The 23,988-nt window shown below is 35.0% G+C and carries 24 protein-coding genes and 2 pseudogenes; 11 read left to right on the top strand and 15 right to left on the bottom strand.

The annotated features are described in order from the left end of the window. From GSM_RS14135 to GSM_RS07385, 3 genes and pseudogenes are all read right to left on the bottom strand, one after another. Positions 1-436, bottom strand: a pseudogene (locus GSM_RS14135) (IS3 family transposase); the annotation flags it as partial. A gap of 179 nt (positions 437-615) precedes the next feature. Next, a pseudogene (locus GSM_RS07390) lies at positions 616-993 on the bottom strand (transposase); the annotation flags it as partial. Positions 994-1,354: 361 nt separating this feature from the next. Further along, positions 1,355-1,879 carry a GNAT family N-acetyltransferase gene (locus GSM_RS07385; RefSeq protein WP_235720357.1) on the bottom strand — a complete coding sequence of 175 codons (525 nt, stop codon included), beginning with the start codon at positions 1,877-1,879 and terminating at the stop codon, positions 1,355-1,357. Positions 1,880-2,346: 467 nt separating this feature from the next. Between GSM_RS07385 and GSM_RS07380 the strand changes: the two genes are divergently transcribed. The 3 genes from GSM_RS07380 to GSM_RS07370 all read left to right on the top strand — a co-directional run bounded on the left by GSM_RS07380 (position 2,347) and on the right by GSM_RS07370 (position 4,301). Then, positions 2,347-2,712: a TetR/AcrR family transcriptional regulator gene (locus GSM_RS07380; RefSeq protein ID WP_003689560.1), complete on the top strand. Its 366-nt coding sequence runs from the start codon at positions 2,347-2,349 to the stop codon at positions 2,710-2,712. 11 nt (positions 2,713-2,723) lie between these two features. Then, a complete protein-coding gene (locus GSM_RS07375; protein WP_003689561.1) occupies positions 2,724-3,074 on the top strand; it encodes a hypothetical protein in 351 nt (116 codons plus the stop codon). A gap of 462 nt (positions 3,075-3,536) precedes the next feature. Then, a complete protein-coding gene (locus tag GSM_RS07370; RefSeq protein ID WP_003687183.1) occupies positions 3,537-4,301 on the top strand; it encodes a MerR family transcriptional regulator in 765 nt (254 codons plus the stop codon). Positions 4,302-4,615: 314 nt separating this feature from the next. On the opposite strand, the gene GSM_RS07365 is transcribed toward GSM_RS07370, so the two are convergent. Then, the gene (locus GSM_RS07365; RefSeq protein WP_003687185.1) at positions 4,616-5,296 is read right to left on the bottom strand and encodes an EAL domain-containing protein; all 681 of its coding nucleotides are present in this window, start codon (positions 5,294-5,296) and stop codon (positions 4,616-4,618) included. Positions 5,297-5,444: 148 nt separating this feature from the next. Between GSM_RS07365 and GSM_RS07360 the strand changes: the two genes are divergently transcribed. From GSM_RS07360 to GSM_RS07350, 3 genes are all read left to right on the top strand, one after another. Beyond that, entirely contained in the window at positions 5,445-6,830 is a 1,386-nt protein-coding gene (locus tag GSM_RS07360) for an FAD-dependent oxidoreductase (protein WP_003687188.1), read from the top strand. Positions 6,831-7,045: 215 nt separating this feature from the next. Then, complete coding sequence (locus GSM_RS14130) at positions 7,046-7,615, top strand: TetR/AcrR family transcriptional regulator (RefSeq protein ID WP_010078045.1); 570 nt, start codon at positions 7,046-7,048, stop codon at positions 7,613-7,615. 2 nt (positions 7,616-7,617) lie between these two features. After that, complete coding sequence (locus GSM_RS07350) at positions 7,618-8,208, top strand: NAD(P)H-dependent oxidoreductase (RefSeq protein WP_010078044.1); 591 nt, start codon at positions 7,618-7,620, stop codon at positions 8,206-8,208. Positions 8,209-8,404: 196 nt separating this feature from the next. On the opposite strand, the gene GSM_RS14125 is transcribed toward GSM_RS07350, so the two are convergent. From GSM_RS14125 to GSM_RS07335, 3 genes are all read right to left on the bottom strand, one after another. Next, complete coding sequence (locus tag GSM_RS14125) at positions 8,405-11,566, bottom strand: glycoside hydrolase family 70 protein (RefSeq protein ID WP_010078043.1); 3,162 nt, start codon at positions 11,564-11,566, stop codon at positions 8,405-8,407. A gap of 91 nt (positions 11,567-11,657) precedes the next feature. Then, complete coding sequence (locus GSM_RS07340) at positions 11,658-12,023, bottom strand: hypothetical protein (RefSeq protein WP_010078042.1); 366 nt, start codon at positions 12,021-12,023, stop codon at positions 11,658-11,660. Continuing rightward, the gene (locus GSM_RS07335; RefSeq protein WP_010078041.1) at positions 12,016-12,225 is read right to left on the bottom strand and encodes a hypothetical protein; all 210 of its coding nucleotides are present in this window, start codon (positions 12,223-12,225) and stop codon (positions 12,016-12,018) included. Before GSM_RS07335 ends, GSM_RS07340 begins: the two co-directional genes overlap by 8 nt. 173 nt (positions 12,226-12,398) lie before the next feature. Between GSM_RS07335 and GSM_RS07330 the strand changes: the two genes are divergently transcribed. Continuing rightward, the gene (locus GSM_RS07330; RefSeq protein ID WP_010078040.1) at positions 12,399-13,013 is read left to right on the top strand and encodes a LexA family protein; all 615 of its coding nucleotides are present in this window, start codon (positions 12,399-12,401) and stop codon (positions 13,011-13,013) included. A gap of 29 nt (positions 13,014-13,042) precedes the next feature. Here the strand turns inward: GSM_RS07330 and nrdI are convergent, their stop codons facing one another. From nrdI to menB, 3 genes are all read right to left on the bottom strand, one after another. Next, positions 13,043-13,507 carry a class Ib ribonucleoside-diphosphate reductase assembly flavoprotein NrdI gene (gene nrdI / locus GSM_RS07325; RefSeq protein ID WP_010078039.1) on the bottom strand — a complete coding sequence of 155 codons (465 nt, stop codon included), beginning with the start codon at positions 13,505-13,507 and terminating at the stop codon, positions 13,043-13,045. Between the two features lie 248 nt (positions 13,508-13,755). Then, entirely contained in the window at positions 13,756-15,198 is a 1,443-nt protein-coding gene (locus GSM_RS07320; RefSeq protein ID WP_010078038.1) for an o-succinylbenzoate--CoA ligase, read from the bottom strand. A 23-nt stretch (positions 15,199-15,221) separates the two neighbouring features. Further along, positions 15,222-16,043 carry a 1,4-dihydroxy-2-naphthoyl-CoA synthase gene (gene menB / locus GSM_RS07315; RefSeq protein WP_010078037.1) on the bottom strand — a complete coding sequence of 274 codons (822 nt, stop codon included), beginning with the start codon at positions 16,041-16,043 and terminating at the stop codon, positions 15,222-15,224. Between the two features lie 53 nt (positions 16,044-16,096). Between menB and GSM_RS07310 the strand changes: the two genes are divergently transcribed. Then, positions 16,097-16,465, top strand: a complete 369-nt coding sequence (locus GSM_RS07310) for a PaaI family thioesterase (protein ID WP_010078036.1) — start codon at positions 16,097-16,099, stop codon at positions 16,463-16,465. A gap of 87 nt (positions 16,466-16,552) precedes the next feature. Here GSM_RS07310 and GSM_RS07305 read toward each other — a convergent pair whose 3' ends face one another. The 3 genes from GSM_RS07305 to GSM_RS07295 are packed head-to-tail and all read right to left on the bottom strand — an operon-like array spanning position 16,553 to position 18,012. Further along, the gene (locus GSM_RS07305; protein ID WP_010078035.1) at positions 16,553-17,149 is read right to left on the bottom strand and encodes a TetR/AcrR family transcriptional regulator; all 597 of its coding nucleotides are present in this window, start codon (positions 17,147-17,149) and stop codon (positions 16,553-16,555) included. A gap of 29 nt (positions 17,150-17,178) precedes the next feature. After that, positions 17,179-17,565 (bottom strand): SMU1112c/YaeR family gloxylase I-like metalloprotein, encoded by a 387-nt coding sequence (gene gloA2, locus GSM_RS07300; RefSeq protein WP_010078034.1) that lies wholly within the window; start codon positions 17,563-17,565, stop codon positions 17,179-17,181. 18 nt (positions 17,566-17,583) lie between these two features. Next, the gene (locus tag GSM_RS07295; RefSeq protein WP_010078033.1) at positions 17,584-18,012 is read right to left on the bottom strand and encodes a MerR family transcriptional regulator; all 429 of its coding nucleotides are present in this window, start codon (positions 18,010-18,012) and stop codon (positions 17,584-17,586) included. 175 nt (positions 18,013-18,187) lie between these two features. Here GSM_RS07295 and GSM_RS07290 point away from each other — a divergent pair, with 175 nt between their 5' ends. Next, positions 18,188-19,921: a sensor histidine kinase gene (locus GSM_RS07290; protein ID WP_010078032.1), complete on the top strand. Its 1,734-nt coding sequence runs from the start codon at positions 18,188-18,190 to the stop codon at positions 19,919-19,921. Between the two features lie 209 nt (positions 19,922-20,130). Here the strand turns inward: GSM_RS07290 and GSM_RS07285 are convergent, their stop codons facing one another. After that, positions 20,131-20,877, bottom strand: a complete 747-nt coding sequence (locus GSM_RS07285; RefSeq protein ID WP_010078031.1) for a DUF4811 domain-containing protein — start codon at positions 20,875-20,877, stop codon at positions 20,131-20,133. Beyond that, entirely contained in the window at positions 20,874-22,358 is a 1,485-nt protein-coding gene (locus GSM_RS07280) for an MDR family MFS transporter (protein ID WP_010078030.1), read from the bottom strand. The genes GSM_RS07285 and GSM_RS07280 overlap by 4 nt, the downstream gene beginning before the upstream one ends. 182 nt (positions 22,359-22,540) lie before the next feature. Between GSM_RS07280 and GSM_RS07275 the strand changes: the two genes are divergently transcribed. Beyond that, positions 22,541-23,014, top strand: coding sequence for a MerR family transcriptional regulator (locus GSM_RS07275; RefSeq protein ID WP_010078029.1), 474 nt, complete (start codon positions 22,541-22,543; stop codon positions 23,012-23,014). A 190-nt stretch (positions 23,015-23,204) separates the two neighbouring features. After that, positions 23,205-23,933: a LytR/AlgR family response regulator transcription factor gene (locus GSM_RS07270; RefSeq protein WP_010078028.1), complete on the top strand. Its 729-nt coding sequence runs from the start codon at positions 23,205-23,207 to the stop codon at positions 23,931-23,933. Positions 23,934-23,988 lie beyond the last annotated feature (55 nt).

Below are 23,988 nucleotides of genomic sequence, written 5' to 3'. Positions count from 1 at the left end.
GTGAACCCATATCTGAATGAAAATATGCTGGCCTTTTATGATGTTCAAGTGCTTGGTCAACTATATCTACTACTAGTTTGGCATTCATCTGTCGTCCTATTTTATATGCTAGTATTTTATGAACCTTTGGCTCATACACTGAACTAAGATATACCCAAGTTCCAGGTCGTAGATCAAGATAAGTAATATCAGCTCGCCAAGTACTAGCTTTTGGCTTGTTTTTAATCAGATTGGGACGTTGTAAATAATCAACATGAGTACCAGGCTTTTTAAAACGTCGATACATGAGAGAGTGAATCTTCATTTCTTGCATTAGCCGAAAAATCGGTTTGACACCAACTATAATTCCCAGTCTATTTAATGCTAGTTTGATTTTTGGATAACCATAAGCGCGATAGTTTTCTTCCCAAATTTTTCGAATGATTTCTTTTAAATAATGGGGAGTGTGACATAAGTCGGTAAAATTTGAGTACTAACAAAAAATTACGAACATAGTGAGTAATTTGCTATGAGTAATTCGAGGTTAGACGGAAAATTTTGACTTATGGAACACGTTTATCCGTAATAAATAGAAGAGCTAGGCTAAAATTTCACTTTTGGCCCAGCCCCTAGGTAGATAGTTCAACCAATGGTAATAGGTGCTGCGAGCTAATCTTAAAGTTGAAAGTATTAAGGATAGGCGGTGATAGGATAACTGAATCTTAACGAAAACAAGAGTTTTAACTCGCCCTAATGCTTTCCCAGTAACACCGCCGCAGCTTTTAAAATCTCCAATTCCTCCTTGAGACGTTGGTTCTCTTTTTGTAATTTTTTAAATTCTTTAGAAGTAACTTCAGTTCCATCATCAAGTTCAACAGATTTTGCATCTTTAATCCAGTTATGAATTGATGCAGGAGACACTGCATATTCTTCTGAAAGAGAACGAACTGATCTCTTTTCCTCGGTGTGCATTTTAATAATGCTGGCTTTAAAATCATCAGTATATCGTTTCATATAAAAACTCCTATCCTAGTCATTTTATTATGGCACAAATGTCTAAATATTTGTGTACCAAATACTAGGATAGGAGCGACAGTCGTTAGGGGTTTTTTTGGAAGGCTAGAGATTGCCTACTTTAACTTGAGTGTTCCGAGCTAGCCAATCAGTAAGTCAGGTGACTACAAGACTATTAATCCAACTTGTGTTTTGTTTACCATGGATAACTAAAAAGGGAGTGTGACATAAGTCGGTAAAATTTGAGTAATTTGCTGTGAGTGATTCGAGGTTAGACGGAAAATTTTGACTTATGGAACACATTTATCCGGAATAAGCAGCGGAGATAGGTTTAAATTTCACTTTTGACCCAGCCCCGTTTCTATTCTAGGTTAGTTCCAAAAATAGCTTGATCGTAGTAATTATCGTGATCGTCATGTGTCATACGTGGTAATTCACCCCATATTTCAAAACCAAATTTTTTCAGAAGCGCAATAGAACGAACATTATTTTTGTGTAGTATCGCCAGAAGTACCCGAATTTTATGTGACTTTGCATAAGAAATTAATTCGGACAACATTGCTGAACCATATCCACGACCCAAATAGTCAATATCAAAGTAATAAGAAACCTCAGCCACCTCATTTACGCCACGTCTTGGCCTATAATAGCTCAAATATCCATAACCGATAACTTCATTGTTATTATCAACTGCCACCATTATTGGATGTCGTAAATCATCACTATGCTCATTAAACCAATTAGTACGCTGATCTATACTTACAGGGTCCAAATCTGCAGTAATTCCTCCTACCATAATAGCTTGATTGTAAATCTCTGTTAGTCGAGGAATGTCATTACGCTTTGCAATACGAATTGAGATTGGTTTTTGAAAGTTTTTCATCATCGCGTTCTCCTTTTGAGTTAAAATAAACATCTGATAAAAGTATAAGCTACAGTTTATCATATTTATCTATTCAAAAAATACTGATTTCCTTTGAAACCGTAGAAAAAATTTTTTAATAATAATCATTTTGTTTACCTAATCCTCCTTGATTGACATTTTGAAAGCCACTAGCATTAATTTTTATCCAGTTTAAAAAGCTTCAACAAAAAAGTTACACTTGCACAGTCTGGTGATATTTTAAGTGGCCTTTTCGCTTAATTTGGTGTCTCATAATCACAATTAAATTCATGAAACGAAATATTTGATCCTAATAAATTTATGCAAATTAAATTAAAGGATCTTTTTATAAATACCCCTTCAATAACTTAATCGTAGTTGTTGAAGGAGTATTCGGTAATTATGGACCCTAAAATGCACTGGTTATATATTTACTTGACCGTTTAGTCAAATAAATATATAATTCACTCATGGGAAGAAAAAAAAGCTTTAATACAGACGATGTTCTTTCTCAGATTGGACAAATATTTATAAAAAAAGGCTATAATGGAACATCACTAGATGACATTGTTGAATGTACGGGGCTACTTAGAGGTAGCTTGTATGCAACATTTGGAAGTAAGCAAGGTATGTTTATTTCCGCGCTCAAATTAAGTTTGGAAAGGAGTAATAATCAATTAAAATGGGGACTTCTTATAGTAGCAATGCTAGAAGTAACATCTAGAAATAAAAAAGTATATGATATTGTCCAAGCGTGGTATGTAGAACATCAAAACGAAAAAATAGCAGAAAAAATTGGCTTAGAGCTATTAAAACATAGTGGATTAATAGAATAAGGGAGCTTAGTATGCAAAATAAAGTAGAAATAAAAAATAACAAATTATTGGTAATACCACAAGGAATAAATAAATTGGCTTCATTGAAGGAAAGAATAGAAGTTTCCTTACAAAATGTAGTTGGAGCTTCTATTGATACAGGGATTTTAAATGAAAGCAAGGGGATAAAATTTCCTGGAACGACTCTTCCGGGATATTGGTCTGGAAGTTTTAAAAAAATTGGAAAAGAAAGCTTTTTTAATATTAAAAGAGGAAATAAACCAGTAGTCATTCAGTTAAAAAATGAAAAGTATACCCGTTTAATTTTAGGTGTTGATAATCCAGAAAACGTTGTCGATTTAATTAACAATAGTATTAATTAAAGATTAACTAAAGGGAGTGTGACATAAGTCAGTAAAATTTGAGTACTAACAAGAAATTACAAACATAGCGAGTAACTTGCTATGAGTGATTCAAGGTTAGACGGAAAATTTTGATTTATGGAACACGTTTATCCGGAATAAATAGAGGGGCTAGGTTAAAATTTCATTTTTGGCCCAACCCCTTTAAAATTGCTAAACTGTCATATTTAAAGAGTTTAAATGGAAATATAACCTCCACCCCTTGTGTTTCATAATTAAAATCTAATGACGGAGGATTGTTACAACAGGAAACAAATCTATATGTCCGACTATAGAAAAAAATCAGGGAGAGAATCATTGCTTACCTATTCATAGGAGTTATTTGATTGTCATATATTTTTATTTTATTATTTTGCAGTAAGTACTTGACCTTTACTCTACGTCAAAGTTTATACTTTATTTTGCAAGTGAGGCGACACAATCATGACTTATTCGATAACAGAATTAGCAAAACTAGCAGGCATTTCAACGAGAACATTGCGCTTCTATGATAAAAAAGGCCTTTTAGAAGCACGAAGAGATCCAGAAAACAATTATCGTTATTATGATGAAGCTGAAGTTAACCAGCTCCAGAAGATTATGTTTTTAAGATTGTTCGATTTGCCACTGAATCAAATTAAAAAAATTTTAGAAGATTCTGGAGCCATACAATATCAGGCCTTATGTGACCAACGTAAGAAGATTATTGCTGAGCAACACCGATTGTCAGATTTGCTTGTCAATTTAGATGAAACACTTGCGACAATGAAAGGAGCATCCGTAATGAGTGATACAGAAAAATTTGCGGCCTTTAAGGCAAAAGCAATTGATGACAATGAGATACAATATGGTAAAGAAATTCGAAATAAATACGGTGAAACAACCATTGACGACAGCAACCGAAAGTTTAATTCCCTATCGGAAACCGATATGATACATCTTGAGGAATTGACCAATCAAATTTTAACAAAACTTAAGGCATTAGTAGGTACACATGATTTTAAACTGCCAGCTGCAAAACGTCTTTTTGATTTACACAAAGAATTTTTACTTGTGCATTGGTCAAAGGAACAGTATTCACCTGAAGCACATAGAAATTTGGCAGCCATGTATATCTCTGATAAACGTTTTACCAAATATTACGAAGAGGGTACTGGTAAAAAAGGAGCGGCTAAAACGCTAAAAGAAATAATTGATTATTATGCTTAGCCTAATCCAGCAGTAACCATAGATTTAATTCCTAGTTTTTTTAGCATGTGATGTATTACCATTCAATAAAAAAAAGTCGCGATTATCATAATTGCGGCTTTTTTATGTTTCAGTCCTCTTATGTATCTGTTCTTAGCAATAATTTTTTCAGTAGAAATCCAAAAAAGATGAGAACTATTAAAATAAGCTGTACGACAACATACCAAATTGATGAAATATTAAGGATTACCAGTAATATTAAATTTAGTATTTATTGTAGATAATGGCCTCCTAAAACTGTTCCTAGGAAACTTTTATTTTTACATCAGAGCTACTTATAATTTGGGATCACCTATCAATCTGAAAAGATGCGGTTTTTCATAAAAATATCCTTGACGCAAGGGAAGATCTAGTTCATTTAATAGTTCATCATCCCCTGCACTCTCAATCCCTTCAACAATCAATCTTAACCCAAAATTCCGTGCTATTTTCCGCCAAAACAACAACTGTCCTGGAATCTCTGATTCTCGGTGCTCACTGCACAGATTTTGCATTGGAAACTTAATCTCTGAAGTAATATCTAAAAGTGGAGCGATTTTTTCGTAAATATTGTCTCCACTGCTGACATCATCTATACTCAACTCTATCCCATACTTAAGATATTGCTTTGCATATTGCTTGATTTCTTCGGTCCTAATATTTTGATTTCCTTGATCTTCCGTTAATTCAACGATTAACGTTGCAGGATAAATTTGTTTTTGGGTCTCAATCAATATGTTTGTCATCGTTTGACTAGTAAATTGTTCACGGTTAAGGTTAAAAGACAAAGACTCGACCTTCAATTTGAGATCTGTTCCCACTTTTTTTAATAAATTAATTTGTTCTTCAAACGGAATTGAGGCAAAGTCTTGGGGTAAATGCCATCCGTTACAGTCATATTTACGAAACAACATCTCATAACCAATTAGTGAACGAGTATATACATTTTGTTGAGGTTGAACATAAAATCGATACATTTGGATCACTCCTCATCTTCCCAAAGAATAATTTTTATAAACAATTATTTAATGCTGTCTTTCTATTATTTTTTAAAAATAATTGTTAAAATGTAAAACGATAATAAATTATACTTAATTATAGTATACAATACGAGGGGGGATTGTAATGAAAGTAATAATCATTGGCTGTACCCACGCCGGTCTGGCAGCTGCAAGGGAAATATTAAAAAATCATCCAGAAACTACACTAACCATCTATGAAAGAAATAACAATTTTTCATTTTCATCTGACGGTATTTTTTTATATTTAAAAAATCAAGTCAAAGATTTAGCAGATATTTTCATCTCTTCTCCTAAAGAAATTCGCCAACTGGGTGCAACAGTCAGAGAAATGCATAACGTTTTGAGTGTAGATACCAAAAAGCATCAACTTCGTGCAGTAGATATGAATACGGGAAATATCATTAATGACACTTACGATAAGTTGATAGTAACAACCGGTGCCAATGTTCGTCTACCCGCAATAACAGGAATCGATAATCGAAGAGTTTTAGTATGCAAAAGCTACCTACAATCTAAAAAAATCTACGAATTAACACAAGAAAGTCAAAAAATCGCAATTGTCGGTGCGGGTTATGTTGGAGTAGAACTAGCAGAAAGCCTAGTTACAAAGAGACACGGACACAAAGTCGATATTTTTCAGTCACAGGGACAAATACTCAATAATTACTTCGATATCCAAACCTCAGATATGATTGCAGACTTACTTAAAGAACATGGTATCACGGTTCATTTGAATTCAGATGTTTCTGATTTTACGGATGAATCTGATTCAACCGTTCGTCTAATAACTTCTAATGGTAACTTTACCGAAGATATGGCCATTGTTTGTACAGGGTTCGTTCCTAACACAAGACTCTTTACAGGACAATTAGCAGTTGAGAGACATGGTGCCCTCCTAGTCAATAGTTATCTTCAAACCTCAGATCCCGATGTTTATGCTGCTGGAGATTGTACCGTGACTCATTTCAATCCTACAAATAAGGACATCTATTTTCCCTTAGGAACAAATGCCGTCCGACAGGGGCTTTTAGTTGCCCGCAACATATATGGCCATTCATCACCCTATATGGGTACACAAGCTACATCAGCATTAAAATTATTTGATCATAATTTTGCAACCACTGGTTTGACTCTAGCAAATGCCAAACGACAGGGACTGAATGCGTTCAGTGTCTCATATACCGATAATTGGCGTCCAAAATATATGCCTGATAAAGAACCAGTAATGTTGACCTTAGTCTATGATCGCGATAACCGCAAGATACTAGGACTGCAGTTAGCCAGTAAACATGATATTACATTGGCAGTAAATGTTGTTTCAGTTGCAATTCAAAACAGGAACACTATCGATGATCTTTCATTTGTCGATATGTTTTTTCAGCCAAACTACAGCCGCCCGTTTAATTATCTCAATCTCATTGCACAAAAAGCAGTTGAACAGGAATGGCAGGCAGGATTCTCCCAACCAAGATATACTTATTTATATTGAAATAAGCCATCCCACCCTGAAGTGCTTCATAATTGTTAGACAAAGAGTCTAATGATTGTGAGGTACTTTTTTCATCCCCACTACCCCATTCACCTATATAAATAATCATATCTTTCAACGTAAAAAGGAATTTTCGAAAGATATAAGGGTAATTATCGATATGTCTTTTCTTCAAAAGGTAACAGTGTTATCCTGAGGGGAGAAGGAGCTTATTTATGAATAAAAATGACACAAAAGAGAAAATTATTGAGACTGCGATTCACAAGTTACGTTATGAATATATTCAAGATTTCTCGGTACGAAACGTAGTAAAAGCTTTGAATCTGACTACTGGTTCATTTTATAAACATTTCAAAAATAAAGATTCTTTATTTTTAGAAGCAGCACAACGAATATCGCAACAAGTTTACAGCCAAATCTATCCTCAAATTATTAAACAAGAGGATCATCCTCAAAAAGCCCTATGTCTTTTAGGAAGCAATCTCATCGACTTTGTTATAAGCGAACCAAAATTGGCTGATTTTTTATTCTTTAATACAGAGGTTCTAAATGCTTATTCAGTCTATTCAAGCAACAAAAGTTCTCTTTCACTGTTAAAGCTGACACTGAAATTAATTGATGATCTTGTTAGTCAAGAAGCCTTACAAGAAACTAGTGAAACTTTATTTATTCAAATTTGGTCATTTATTCAAGGATATGCCATATTGATTAAAAATCATGTGGTCGTCAAAGATGATTCATTAATTGAACATACTCTAACCGAATTAATTAAAGGAGCTAAATAAAGATGAATAATATCCTAATTATCTACTGTCATCCGTATCAAAAGAGTCTAAATCACGCTGTTTTAGAGTCTATTGAACATAATCTAATGCAAAAAAAGATTCCATATAAAATTATCGATCTTTACCAAGATAACTTTCAGCCATTTTACGATTTAGAAGAACTTCGTTTATTCCACACAGGAGGAACGCATGACCCCCTAGTTGCACAGTACCTTGAGCTCCTAAAAAATGCACAAGGCATTATTTTTGTAACACCAATTTGGTGGAACAGCATCCCTGGAATGTTGAAAGGATTTATTGATAAAGTTATGAAAGAAGGCGAAGGGCTTTCACATACTGTTTCTAAATATGGCATACATGGTTGTCTAACCAACCTATCTCACGCTTATGTCTTAACGACTTCTACTTCTCCTACTTTTTATTTTAGGCTGTTTATGGGTAATGGCATCAAGAAAATCTTTATTTCTAAAACACTAAAACAACTTGGAATTAAACGAGGAACCTGGATAAATTTTGGTAATGTAACTAATTCAACCTACAACAAAAGGGAAGAATATTTGAAAAGAATCAAAAACTATCCTTTTCAATTCTAAGATTCAAAGTTTTTGACCTTTTGTAGATTTTTTCTTAATTTAATATTCTCACCTAATAAAAACTTATAGGTCATCTGTACTGATTTACAGAATATGTTTATATGAAATTAAAACAATAGAAGAGTCAGGTCTAAATTAACTTTTGACCCAATCCTTCTATTTTTTTAAAGACTAATCCATATTATTCAATTAAATTTTAAATCTCTAGTTTACCTGGCAATAATTTTTGTTGGACTGGATTAGATTCGCCCACAAAGAAATATTCATTGTCGTCATTACGTAAAACATAGCCGATTCCACGATCTAAAATATTTGTCCCATTGAAGTATTTTGCCATCCATTGATCAACTTTGACACTTGAATCAATTGTTTTACCTGTCGATACTTGAACACTATTAAATAAATCTGGATGTTCAACTTCCAATAAGTCTAGGAATTCACCACCATACTTCTTTTGATATTTTCCGCCACCAATGGTATTGGCAACATACAGCATCTCATGTATCTCCGAGTTTGCTAATTGATTTCCTTCTTCATCCGTCCGATTAACTGTTACTAACTCTTCAACAGGCAGGTTGTAAATCTGATCTGGTACCCAATCAGCAATCACCTGAATACCGGCCACATGCAACGCCTTAATAGCATTTCGTAAATCGTCTACTGTACCATATTTTGTTGGTGTTCCAAAACCGAGATCATAACGATCAGTGAAAGCATAGCCATTATCAATTCTTGAGTCCAAGAATGTCTTGTCACCACTTGATCGGTATTGTGGTGCCAATTCAAAACTTGTAAAACCTAAGGCTTTGAATAAAGACGTATTTTTGGCGATAATTACATTTGTATTATTATCATGTGAATCAGGATAGAAAATAAAGTTTGAGAATCCTTCAAAAATAACATTTGAATCTAGTGCCGCATTTGAGTGAAATACTTTACCATCGGTTGACGCCGTTGTTGTTGCCGCCGTGCGTACATCTTGCTCAGCTGTTGCACCAACAGGTACCCAAACTGCTAAATAACCTGTAACTTCAGGATTAGCATAACCTTGAACACTTGTATTATCCTCATCCTTACCATTAACTAGTAAATCATGATTTGTAAAAATCAAATCCCCATTATCATCAGTATATGCAATTGGTGCACCCTCATCAGAAGTATAATTAACAACTCCGTCTGTTGTAGTTAGAACAGCTGCGCGGTAGGTTTGATTACAATGGGCTGCTCCCATATGCAATACTACCTGTTCGTCGTCTTTTAAACTCAGGCTAGTATTGTTGCTAACAATGACTCCGACACCTTCCGTCCGCGTTTCTGCCGTACCCCTGTCGTCAACCGTCATTGCACCTTTTCCGAAACGAACACTGGTTAAAATATCATTACTATCAACCGCCATCGTCTGACCACCTGCAACGTATTTAACACGACTTGTCAATAAGTTAGCGATTGTATCATAGTAAATCGTCTTATCAGCCATATATTGTCCACCTTCAAGATACATATCCCCATAGTAGATGCGCGGAACTGTATCTTTATTCGTTAGCAGCAGTGCATAAGCACTGGGCATATTATAACGATTATATTGCTTAGAAGTTGATGCTTGGTCTTCATAATATAGCTTCAAACCTTGATCAAGTTGATCCCATGTAAAATCACCATATTCACCACCAGTTGCAGCCTGAACAGCCGTTTGGATTTGATCTTGTGAATTAGAATCATGGGCTCTAACAAATGTGTAATTCGGAATTGCTGTATTATCAGTACTATCTTCAGAACGGTCAATCAAATACCATTGTAAAAAACGCTCCATTGTATCATTCGAACCTGGCATATTTTCTAGAGAAGAGTTCATTTGCCCGACAAAATAATCATCCATCGTTAGTTGATTAGCACCTTGATCATATATATACTGTGGATCATCACCGCCCCAATCTTCTAAAATTGATAAATGAGCATTCGCTGTTTGTTCATTTTCATTGACATGATAAACATCCTTGAAGTAATCAGCTGCAATACTTAGTAGATCTGCATCAACATTATCGACAGCATCAACACGAATACCATCAAAATTTGCAGATGAATCATTTGCAGTAATTGAACCAAAGTTCATCAAATAATGAATCCAATTCAACTCTTCTGCTTGAACAATTGGATTAGAATTATCAATATCATTAGCTAACAAGAATTCGGAACCTTTATTTTCATGATCTTTAATATATGACGGAACGTAGCCTAAAATGCGATAATCAGAGTTTGCTTTAGGAGTCCTTTGGCTATTCTGGTATGCTAAAAATCCACCTTGTAAAGACTGTAATCCATCTGAACTGACATCTTCTGTTGATTTATTCCAAATTGATTCTGTTTTAATAAAACTATGCATTAACTGTCGTAGCCAATTGGTAGACTTTGTCAAAGTTATGTCTTTTTCTAAAGCAATTTGAATAGTCTGCACCGCACCATTGAGTATCAACCAGCTATCAGTTGTTGAAAATACATGATTACTTTCCACAATTCCACGTTCAATCATATAGTTTACATAATCTGACTGAATACTCTTACTTGGCCACCAAGCCATCAGGAGTGGCCGGAAATCCTCAGATTTAGATTTTCTCCAAGTTTTACCACCAAGTAATATTTCTTTAGGACGGTACCAAGAATCGGCAGTTAAATAACCATCTAGCGTCTCAAAACTTTCGATACTCCTTGTTTTTACATTATTGTGAGTTGCAAAACTGTTAACAGCTTTGCTTGAATTAACCTGCTTTGGTATATGCTGTGAAACTAGCCGTTTAACTTTTCCAGTTCCAGCTTCAGAATAATATGCTTTACCTTTGACTGTTTCTATCTGATCTTTAATCAGATAACCATCCTCGTCAAAGTAATAAACTTTTTCATCAATATTTTGCATTCCTGTTACAAAAGAACCATTCTTATCAAAGTAATAAATCATCTTATTTTGATCGGTGAAAAAGCCTGAGCCCGCTGGTTGACCATTTGCCTGATAAGCAGTTTTTTTACCATTTTCTTCTAAAATATACGGAATGGCGTTTCCTGAACTTTTATCAAAATAAAAAGTCGTTGCACTGCTTTTTACATACTCGCCTTTGATTTGTGCGCCTGAGGTTTGATCGAAATACTGTAAATTACCATCAATCAAATTTAATCCTTTAATCTTATTTCCCTGATCATCAACAAAAAACCACGTATCATTAACGTTTACATATTCACCTCCTAAAACTACTGGAATTCCCAAACTGCCAAAAATTCTCTCAAAAGAGCCTAATCGAGCAGCCTTTTTAACTTTCGGGCCTTCACCATCATAAATATGTTTTGGCCTTTCTACTGTTATTTGATCCATCTAAAAAACTTCCTTTCCTTTAGGTTGTCATTATCTTAAGCCCGGATTTTCGTATAATCAAACATATGTTCGATCTAATTTCAAAAAAAATCTATTTTCTTTTTATTTGTTTTGTTCCTCCAGCTTGTCGCTGCTTTACAGCTGTAAGTTCTTTGGTTAACAATTCAATGGTCTGGTTAGCATCTTCCAAAGCTTGTTTAAATTGAGGATCCTGTAACTTGCTTCCAGTTGAAATTAAGATCTGATTATTCAAAATATTGCCGATTAAAATAATTAATGAGCCAATTGCACTAATTATTACCGAGATATCAGCCGCAGAAATAGTTATATGCCATATCCATTTAGCAACCATCAGCATGATTATTCCGCCAAAAGCAATTAAAGAAATCCAAAAATTAAGTTGATGCCGATTTGTCTCCCATAATGTACATAAACGCGAAAATGTTCTCTTAATCATTTTCTTCACCCCCCAAAAAATTACCCAGTTTGTAGACCCTGACTGTATCCGCATAATCTGTCCTAGCTGCATATGTCGGAGTTGCTTTAAAACGTAGTGTTTTAACCGAAGTATGGTGCCGTACCGCCAACTCTCTAAGTGTCCCAACATCAACAAACTCGTCACCACGATATAATGCATACCAGTATGTTTTCCTGTTCATGTAGACCACCACCTTAAAAATTAGTTGCATTTTTCGTTCTCAATAAAGAACACAGTCAGATTAACCCTTTCGTTCTTTATTGTCAAACACGAGAGCAAAAAAATATCATTGTCCCCATTAAAGAACAATGATATAATGTATCTACAAAATAATTATTTTCAGGAGGTGTCCAGATGAAAAACAATACTGAGGTGATCGAAACGATTATCAGGTTAAGCCATGAGCAAAGCCTATCCATTAGCGAGGTTGCTCGTCGAACTAAAATGGCCAAATCAGCCGTTTCTAAATATTTCAATAAAACACGGTCATTTCCTTTAAACCGGATAGGTCAATTTGCCAAAGCCCTTGGAGTAACACCTGAGGAATTATTAGGCGTGCCCAGTAATCTTCATCCAATCACTAGAACGGTTAAAATTCCTGTTTTAGGGGTGATTGCCTGCGGGGATCCAATTATGGCCGAAGAAAATATTGATAGTTATATAGAGGAACCTAAGGAAACTCTGCCCAATGGTAAACTCTTTTACTTACGAGCGAAGGGTCGTTCAATGACCCCAACAATTCCGGACGGAGCTAATGTATTAATTCGGCAACAGCCTGACGTTGAAGATGGTGAAATTGCGGCTGTTTTACTAACAAATGAGAATGAAGCAACCTTGAAAAGAATTAAGCACTCAAAAAACATAATTCTTTTGATACCAGATAACCCTGAATATCAACCAATTGTTTCAAGTGGCGAAAATCCCATTCGTATTTTGGGCAAGGCTTTGCGTTACGTATCGAAGCTCTAATTAAAAAGAATATTAGTGTATTCAAACTTTTACTCTTGTTTCTGTTTTTCAAATATTTCTTGCTGTGCTGTAATTTTTTGCGCTATCCGTGATACATCATTCTTTGTACCGCGTAATTCAAATTCAGCAATCATAGGGAATCCAAAACGGCTTGCATACTGCTTTGCTGTTAATGCAAACTGTTTATTAAAATTACGGTTACCGCTACCAATAATTCCGTAACAATGCCGGTAATTATTCTCATAAGCCAAGTAATCACCCAGAATTGTTGTTAAAATCTCAGTATATCCATTATCGACTCCATTGCCACCTTTTAAAAAGGTAGGTAAAAAGGTAACAAAGGGTTTTTTCAATTTAGTAAATTCCGGAAACTCTTTTACATTAAGTGCATTCACTGTAACTCCTTGTGCTGCAAAATACTGCATTAATTTTCCAATAAAAGCTTTAGTATTCCCGCTAAGACTGATATAAATAATATTTATTTGTTTATTCATGAATACCTTTCTCCTCCATATATAGTATATGAATTATATTGTAACACAATATATATGGGATAAAAATGTGAAATCTTGGTGTTTCTATTACATTTATGCAAAAAAAAATCGTTCCTTTATTCGCGGGTGAAGATTTCAATTTTTCATTTTTCTACTGCTCAAATTCCAGTTATTTTTCCCCAATTAAAAAGGTTCCCCTTTATCCTAGTATCAATACCTAGAATTATGGTGGAACCTTAATATATTAATTACCTTAATTTTTTTGCTAATTCATAACGTTTTACCTTACCACTAGCTGTTCGTGGCAAGCTCTCTACTCTCACAAAATACTTAGGAATTTTAAAATGAGCCAATTTTTTCTTACCATATTCAATCAGTTCATTTTCTGAAATAATTTGACGACTGACATAAAATCCAACTGGAACTTCTCCCCACTTATCGTCGGGGACGCCGCAAACTGCAAATTCGGTAATTGCTGGAAAACCAGCGTATGCATTTTCAATCTCATCTGGGAAAATATTCTCTCCTCCAGAGATTAACATCTCGCCCTTTCTTCCTTCAACAAATAAAAATTTTGCTTTATCATAGTGTCCAATATCACCGGTCTTAAACCAGCCATCTTTTGTTATTTTTTTCTCATAGGCAACTGTATTACCCAAATATCCGGGTACTACGCTAGGTGCTTTGATTTCAATTTCCTTTGTTCTCTCATTGATTCTAAGTTGTACAGGAAAAAGCGGTTTTCCAACCGAGCCTACTGCGCTCAACGCATCACTAAAGCTCAGCGCAACAACCTGCGAACAAGTTTCCGTCATGCCATAAGATTGAATAACAGGCAAATTCAAAGCAATACATTGTCTTAGCGTCTTCTCATCAATTGCCGCACCGCCCAAAAGAAAACATCTAAAATTCTGATTGTAACCTTCGACAGGAAACAATGCCAATAACCGTTTTAACATCTGTGGTACCACGGACATCAAAGTAACTTGCTTTTCTTGCAGCAGCCGTGTTACTTGCTTCTCTTCAAAATGTTCGATTAATAACACTGGCATCCCATAAATTAAGCTACGCATCATTATTGAGAGACCGCTAATATGAAAGAGTGGAACTGCACATAGCCACATATCATTAGCCTGCAAACCTAGATTAATAGCAGAACCTACTGCTGAAAAGAAATGATTTTTGAATGTTTGCAACACCCCATGCGGATTGCCAGTTGTCCCCGAGGTAAACATGATTGTTGTTACCCGCTTGTCTTCATATTCTTTTGCCACATTAGGTTCATGCTCGGCAAGCCGTTTAATTTGTGACAGCTTCCAACACTTGACATCAGCAACCTTTGCTAACTTTCCCAGCTCTTTATTTCTGTCTTGCAAAGAATCATCCACCAAAACCTGGTTGATTTTAGCAATATTAATCTGCTTAGATAGTTCAAACAAGCTTAATCTAAAGTTAAGTAAGACTATCTCTACCCCTAAATCTTGTAATGCTAAGATGGTAAGGTAGCTATCAAAAGTATTGGCAGCCAAAAGTCCAATCCTACCATGTAAATCGCCAACTACATTTTGTAATTTACCATTAAGTACCCAAGTTTCTTCTCTCAATTGCTGAAAAGACCAGCTTTGATCCTTAAAAATTAGCGCCGTTTTATCAGGAACAAGTGCTGCTTGTTTATTTAACCAATTTTCCAAACTAAAGACTCCCCTTTCAAATGTTAAGGGAATTTTGGAAATTGATCAAAATCAGGTTTTCTCTTCTCATTGAAAGCATCTCGTCCTTCTTTTCCTTCATCCGTGGTGTAGAAGAGCATTGTAGCATCCCCTGCCAACTGTTGAATACCAGCTAAACCATCCGTATCCGCATTCATTGCTGCTTTTATAAAACGCAAAGCAGTGGGTGACTTGGTAAGTATTTCATCGCACCATTCAAGGGTTACTTCTTCTACCTGATCCAAGGGCACGACCTTGTTAATCCAGTTCATTGCATATGCTTCATCAGCCGTATACCAGTGGTTCATAAACCAAACTTCCTTTGCACGCTTATGCCCAATTACCCGCGCTAGATATCCTGATCCATAGCCAGCATCAAAGCTGCCCACCTTTGGTCCAGTTTGTCCAAACATTGCATTGTCAGCAGCAATCGTCAAATCGCAGACTAGTTGTAAAATATTACCGCCACCAACTGACCATCCCTTGACCATCGCAATAACTGGTTTAGGAATTATTCTAATCAGATGTTGTAAATCAAGTACGTTTAATCTAGCAATTTTATCAGAACCAACATATCCACCATTCCCACGAATACTCTGGTCCCCACCTGAACTGAAAGCTTTGTCTCCAGCACCTGTTAAAATAATTACACCAATTGTACTGTCATCACGACAAATTGTGAAAGCATCAATTAACTCCTCAATAGTCAGTGGTGTGAATGCATTGTGCTTTTCTGGCCTATTCATTGTTAATTTAGCAATCTTGCCAGTTCTTTCAAAAATTATTTCCTGATAATTCTTAACATTAGTCCATTCCCTAGTTGTCATCTTTGTAGTCCTTTCTGTTACAATAGAATAAATTAATATTGGAGGCACTTCAAATGAATCTTCTTGAATACTTACACATTAAAACTGTTAAAACATCCAAACAACAAGTTGTCCTCTCTCTCGAGGTTGATAAAATACATAAGCAACCGTATGGTTTGCTGCATGGTGGCATCAATGCGGTTCTTGCCGAAACAGCAGCTAGTATGCTAGCAAATTTAAACGCCCCAGCAGGATTTGTAGCTGTTGGTGTTAATATCAATACAAATCATCTCTCAGCTGTAAAAGAGGGAAGAATTGAAGCTATTGCTGAACCCATAAAAATTGGAACAAAAATACAAGTTTTAGCTGTTACGACTATCAGCTATCCTGAAAAAATCAAGACCAGTTACAGCACTGTCACAACAACATTCCTTAAAAAATAATATTTTGTACGTTCATAATTTTAGCATAAATCTATGCTGAAAGTTAAAATTAAGTCTTACGGAATCACTATTTACCCGAGCTTACCATCATCTTATTCCCCGAATGTTTGGCATTTCTTTTGCCATTTCAAACCGACTTCTATTAATTATTGAAAGTACACTTCTTTCGATTACACTTGTATCTGGATTCATGCCTTTTTCCACCCAAAGTATCAGAATCCCGGAAATCCCAGCGGTAACATAAGCATAAAGATAGTCAAAGTCATCATTGGTTAACATTTCTATTTCCTGCATCACGGTTGGTCTAATTGCCTCTTTGAGACTTGCAAATATTCTACTTATACATTGACTGCCATTTTTCTTGTTTAGCGCTACCTTAACAACTTCAGGATCACTTTTTTTCAGTACTTCAAATATTATTGGTAAAATGTCCCAATCAGATTCATCGAATCGTTCTTTGATCAGGGCTATTATCTCTTTGGCTAAGTTACCCTTAAGCTGATCCATCAACACGAATGTACTTTGATAGTAGCGATAAAATGTTCCTCTAGTAATTTTTGCATCCTTACAAATGTCAGTTACAGTAACTTCCTCAAATCTTCTCTGCTTTAGCAGTTTAAGAAAAGTCTGTCTAATTATTAATTTGGTTTGGATTACCCTCTGATTATTCTTCGTTCCTGCCACTTTTTTCTCCTTTCATTTCCAGGGAAATATCATTCATGGAGCTCCAAAGGTAATCCATCCGGATCAAAGAAAAATGTCATTTTCTCACCTGTAAAGTCATCTCTTCTTATTTTCTCAACTCTGATTTTCTGTGTCTCCAGCTCTTCGACAATTGATTCAATATTCTTAACTTTAAAAGCTAAGTGTCTTAAACCTGTTCCTTCGCCAACTGGATACGATAGACGCTTAGGAGCATCTGGTTTAATAAATAATTCTAGCCGTAGGTTTTCCTTTTCAACATCAATCTTTTCATCGTTTTTTTCAATTCTTTTATAATCTGAAATAATCTTAAAACCCAGCTTTTCAACGTAAAAACTAAGTGCTTTCTCCCTATCATGACAGATTATTGCAACATGATGAATACTTTCGAAATTCATTCAAGTTCACCTTCCAAATTATTCTTTATTTATTTCAAAATAGCTGCCTTTTTCATCCACGATTCCATATAGATGCTGTGTTTTTTCCTTATCAACATACCCCATATCGATCTTACCAAATAACTTTTTATCATCTGCTATTGAAACATCTACAAAAGTAGCATTAACAAATTTCTTACAAATTATAACTTGTTTTTTTCGCCAGTCAGCTTGTTCTGCAGCTTTAGCAAGTGTAAATCCTTCATCTAGGTACTTCTTGATGGCTTGTACCTTGTAGAAAACTTCAAAATTATATTTTCGAGTAATATTTTTTTCTATAGCAGATGCTTCTATGTATCCCCGTTCTTCCCAGTAACGTAGTTGGCGTGTTGAAACCCCTGTCAGTTTACTCAAATCACCTATACCTATCACCAACTCTGCTTTTAGTGAAAATTTTTCCTTCATCATTTCTACTTCATCCTTCGTAAATCATACCGTTATAGTTTAGATTAATTCTAACTAAATTACTTAAATTGTCAATCAATTATACAACTATGCATTTTTGACAACTAATAGATTAAAATATTTCTGTATGTTAAAATTGCTTTGTGATTTCGTCATTCATATGAAGGGAGTTTACTTAATGTTCACATTATTTATCCTGTTACTCCAACGGCTTGGAATAATACTTGTTTTAGCATTTTTATTAGTTAATGTTCCTTTCTTTCGTAAACTTATCGATAAAAGAACACGTAAAGCCAAAATTTCGCTAATTATAATTTTTACAATTTTTGCTATAATATCTAACCTAACTGGTGTAGAGATAACAAAGGACAATACCTTGATTCAGGCTCCCTTTCTAACCGGTTTGCCCCAATCTGATTCTATCGCAAATACCCGTACACTTGTAATTACAGTTGCAGGAATAATTGGTGGTCCCTTTGTTGGAGGTATTGTAGGTTTCTTAGGTGGGATACACCGTGTAATTCAGGGAAATTTCTCTGACTTCTTTTACATTATCAGCTCCACTCTAGTTGGACTTTGTATTGGAATTTTGTCGAAAAAATTCCGTCAAAATAACTTTTATCCGTCATTTTTCAGTGCGGCACTTCTTGGACTATTTGCCGAACTTATCCAAATGGCTTTCGTTGCTGTTTTCAGTGGCTTAGATCTTGTTAAACTAATTATAATTCCCATGTGTTTGCTCAACAGCATTGGTGTCTCAGTATTCATCTCAATATTGAACGCTTATCTTTCAAATGAACAACAATTAATGGCCGTACAAACTCATAACGTATTAAATCTGACAAATGAAACCCTTCCATATTTCAGACAAGGTCTTAATATCAATTCTGCTCAACAAGTTTGCAAAATCATTAAAAAATTCACAAATTTTGATGCTGTTGGTATTACAGATAGAGTGAATGTCCTTGCACACATTGGTTCTGGGGAAGACCATCATCTTGCAGGCCAAGCAGTCTTAACAGATTTATCAAAACACGTAATTTCTAGTGGCGAAACCATGTATGCCTATCACCGCAATGAGATAGGTTGTCCACACGAAAACTGTCCCTTAGCATCTGCGATAGTACTTCCTCTAAAGGTTAATAATAAAACCATTGGCGCACTTAAAATGTACTTCAATAAAGCTGAAAGCCTAACACCAGTTGAAGAGAATCTGGCTACCGGTCTCGCATCAATCTTTTCCGGACAACTAGCTTTAGGAATGGCTGAAGAGCAGTCAAAATTAATTAGTGATGCTGAAATAAAAGCCTTACAAGCTCAAATAAATCCACACTTTTTTTTCAATGCTATCAATACTGTCAGTGCACTCATGCGGACAAATGTTGAACAAGCTCGAAGCTCCTTAATGCAGTTAAGTACCTTTTTTCGTTCAAGTTTGCAAGGCATCTCAGAAACGGAAATTCCCTTAGAACAAGAAAAAAAACATGTAAATTCATATCTTTCACTTGAACAAACTAGGTTTCCTGAAAAATATATAATTGATTACAAAATTTCCGCAAGTCTGCAAACTAAAGTTCCACCATTTTGTATTCAAGTTCTAGTCGAAAATTCAATTAGACATGCATTTCCGATTAGAAAAAGTGGTAACAAGATTACAATAATCGTTCGTGAAACAAAACAAAATGTAGTTATCATTGTTGAAGATAATGGAGTTGGAATTGACCCAGAATTGCTTTCGCGTTTAGGGCAAGAAACAATCGAATCAAGTACAGGAACCGGAACAGCACTAGTTAATTTGAATAGACGGCTAATTGGTTTGTATGGAAATGAGAGTCATTTACAGATTACAAGTTCAGAGAAGGGCACAATAATTCAAATTAATATTCCAAATTATGGTACTGCTGCTATATAACTTGGTTGTCCAAAATAGCATCACCATCGACAAAATGAGATACATTCTTTCATAAAAACCAGAATTTGTGCATTATTATAAAGATCAGATGTTATTTAGATTCTAAATTCACTAATATTCTTTGTTATAGTAAAAAACGCCCAAAAATTGTTAGTTATATCTCACAATTCTCGGGCGTTTTACTTTGTCAAAAATCTAATAAAATATATTTACTTTTTTGCTTCGTTAATTAGCTCTTGCATCATTTGTTTCTTAAAATCTTTTTGAGCCTGTAGACTAACTTTAGCAGTCAATGCTCCTTGCTCTTGTGTTGACATTGTTGGATTTTTAGTCATGGCTGAAGTTAATTTCTCTTTAACTTGTTCCTCAACATATGCCTTGGCTTTAGCTTGGAGTTTGGTTTGATTCTCGCTCTTAGCTAATTTTTGTAATTTCTTAGCCTGTTGCGTACTGAGAACTGCCCAATTATCATTTATTTTAAAAGTATTATAACTTCGAATAAATTTGTGCCCATTACCTGAGATTCCAAACCAAAATTTGTAGAAACTATTTTTATATTCCCATCTAAGCGTTTTTGTTACAAGCTTTGCAGTTCCAGTTGTGTTCTTAACTTTATTTTGTGTCTTCGCGGGATCTGGATTAGTTGTAGTTACTTTTTTCTGGTTTGTCTTAGTTTTATAAATATAGACCTTTTCTTTGCCCGAAGTACCAACAGTTTGATACAACAACAAATTAATTTGTTTTGAAGAGGCTGCAGAAACTAATTTGCTGGTCTTGACAGACTCCACTTTACGCATTCCAAGATGATGTCTATCATTTTCAATCATAAAAATCATCGAAACTATCAAACCTAAAGCAAAAATAATACTTAGAGTACTCCTTAAGAAAGCTTTATCAATGCTGATCATTGAAACAAATAATAGAATGGCACAAATGATTAAACTAAAAACTATCATTGTTTGTCACCCCCAACGGTTTGCTTTTTACGCAACATTTCATTTGGGGTACTACTGCTTACAAAGAAAGCAACTAGTAGTCCAATTGCGCTGAAACCTAAAGCCACGATAAATGCAGCATGGTATCCGCCTAAGGTTGCTGAAAAAGCAGCGTTTTTGTAGGCCAACGGATCAGATTTAAGCATTGCTTTGGCTGGCATATCGTTACTTGTAACATTTGATAAAATGCTAATTAAAATAGCTGTACCCACTGAAGCAGCCACCTGTCTAATCGTATTATTCACAGCTGTCCCATTACTCATCATCTTAACAGGTAATGCGTTCATCCCAGAAGTTGTCACTGTCATCATTGACATCGCTATCCCTGCCATTCGGATTGCGTAAAATGAAATTATATAGATTAACGGTGTAGCCTTCGTAACAAACATAAATGGAATTGTCCCTGCCGTTAATAAGAATAGACCTGTAATCGCTAAACGTTTTGCTCCAATCCTATCAAAGGCACGGCCTGCGATTGGACTCAAAATTCCCATCATCAAGGCGCCTGGTAATAATGTAAGCCCAGAGTGAAAAGCACTTTCACCTCTAACAGTCTGCAAGTATAATGGTAACACCATTTCAACACCAATCATTGCCATCATCAAAACAGAACATAGGAGTGCAGCGATTGAAAATTCAGGATTTTTCAGCACTCTTAAATCTAAAAATGGTTTTTCAAGACGTATTTGGCGGATACCAAAGGTTACAACAAAAAGTACACCAACAACGATTCCAATTATAACCACTGCGCTTCCCCAACCTTTTACACCCACTTCAGAGAAACCATAAAGTAAGCTACCAAATCCGATTGTTGAGAGCATAGCCGAAAACCAATCTAGTTTAATTTTGTGTGTTGGTAAAACACTCTTCATCAGCCAGAAACCAGCAATAAATACAATTGCAGAAATTGGAATTAAAATTCCAAATAATGCTCTCCAATTATAATTGTCAATAACCCAACCTGAAAGCGTTGGACCGATAGCAGGTGCCACACCGATAACCAGTCCAGCCATTCCCATCGCCGCCCCACGTTTATTAGCGGGAAAAATCGTTAACATCAAAGTCTGTAATAGCGGCATTGTCACACCAACCCCCAGAGCCTGTACCAGTCTACCAGTTAATAAGAATCCAAAATTAGGTGCTGTATAACAAATTATTGTTCCTAACAAAAAAACAAACATTGCACTTTGATACAATATTTTAGAATTTATTCTCGTTGTAAGCCAAGCGCTAATTGGTATCATTACACCACTGACCATCATGAAACCTGATGACAACCATTGAACGGTGGATGTGTTGATATCAAAACTCTTCATAAGAGTCGGAAACGCTGTCGTTAAGATAGTTTGATTTAGTACTGTACAAAACGAACCAACCAATAATAGAGTCACGAAAAGTACTCGACTATATGGATTTCCGTTTTGATCAATTGCTTTATCCAATTTAAGTTCTCTCCCTTTTGCCAAATATTTAACAATTTCAAGTATTAATTTTCTTTATATGAAAAAAATACAGACCTTACTTTTTTAAATCATATACTCATCTTTTTTCTTTGTCAAATTAATTGACAAATAAGTAATAAAAGTTACAATTATTGAATATAAACTTACAAAGGGGACTATTTATGGATAGTGCACAAAATAATATTTATGTTGATAGGTTCAAGGACATCCTGAAACATGAACATTTTCTTTTAGGGATTGGTGAAATATCAAAAGCAACGGGGGTCTCACAACGTCAACTACGCTATTGGGAAGAAAAAGGATATATAAAATCTGAAGAAAGTAAAGATGATTCTAAAAAATGTGATCATCGCCATCGAAAGTATAGTCATTTTACCTTTTTAAAAGTATCCATGATTCAATCTTTTATTAATGATGGCTATACTTTGAATGCGGCCGTACAGAAAACAGATGCACACAGTCTTTTAAGCAAAGCTGTAAAACAATTTTTAAAAGAAAGAATATTAGATGTTACTGTTGTCCAGAACGGTTATGAGCTAGATCTAGGCTCAATAGATGGTGTACCAGGCAAACATGTTTATGCAGTTATTCAAAAAAATGCAAATACAAAACTTATTCTAAAAGATTTCGTATAGTGTGTTGCTTTATAATTATCACTCCCAAAATTAAGCGATGTGTTTATAATTTCTAACTAGTATATTCACTGATTTCTAACACTTCAGTGTCTTTTTTTCTATGTATAAAGTCACCCAGTTTTCGCCACCAGTCGACTTTGCTGTATAATTAACCTGTATTTACCATTACCGTCTTCTGGAGGAAAATAAAATGAACGTGCTTATTATTGATGACGAACCTCTTGCTCGCAACGAGTTGGAATTTCTTTTAAAACAAAACATTGCTGTAACAACTACATATCAAGCGGAAAGTATCCAAGAAGCACTTGATATTATCTTAAATAAAAAAGTTGATTTGCTGTTTCTAGATATCTCTTTAAATAACGAAAATGGCTTCAAGTTAGCCAATGAACTTAATCAATTAGCTGTCTCTCCTCTTGTAATTTTCGCTACGGCTTATTCAAATTATGCTGTTCAAGCTTTTGACATCAATGCAATTGACTATATTTTAAAACCGTTTGAACAAACCAGAATCAACCAAGCAATTAAGAAAGCTCAAGTGGCTATTTTAAGTAGAGCTGAACCAAAAAAAGAAACTACAATCTCCGACAAGAATCGGTTTATTTCGATTCCAACAGAAGATCGTACGGTTGTAATAAAAAGTAATGAAGTCGTTTCAGCAGTCACTGAAAATGGACTTCTATCAATTTACACAAAGGACAACACTTACGTTTCACATGAAACTCTCTCATGGCTTCGTGAATACTTGGACCAACGAAACTTTGTACAGGTTCACCGCAGTTCCATCGTTAATATTAATAATATTGTTGAAGTTCAGCCTTGGTTCAATCATAACTTTATACTAATATTAACTAACAAGCAGCGCATACCAGTAGGTCGGTCTTATTTAAAGAGCTTAAAATCTATCCTAAATATGTAGCGCTTCGTTCATCCCATCAAATAAGCAGTTCACTCCCTTTTTTTACATTTAACCC

This window comes from Liquorilactobacillus mali KCTC 3596 = DSM 20444 (genome assembly GCF_000260415.1).
GTDB lineage: Bacteria > Bacillota > Bacilli > Lactobacillales > Lactobacillaceae > Liquorilactobacillus > Liquorilactobacillus mali.
The sequence above is the reverse complement of the archived record's forward strand: the minus strand, read 5'-3'. Positions and strand labels throughout refer to the sequence as shown.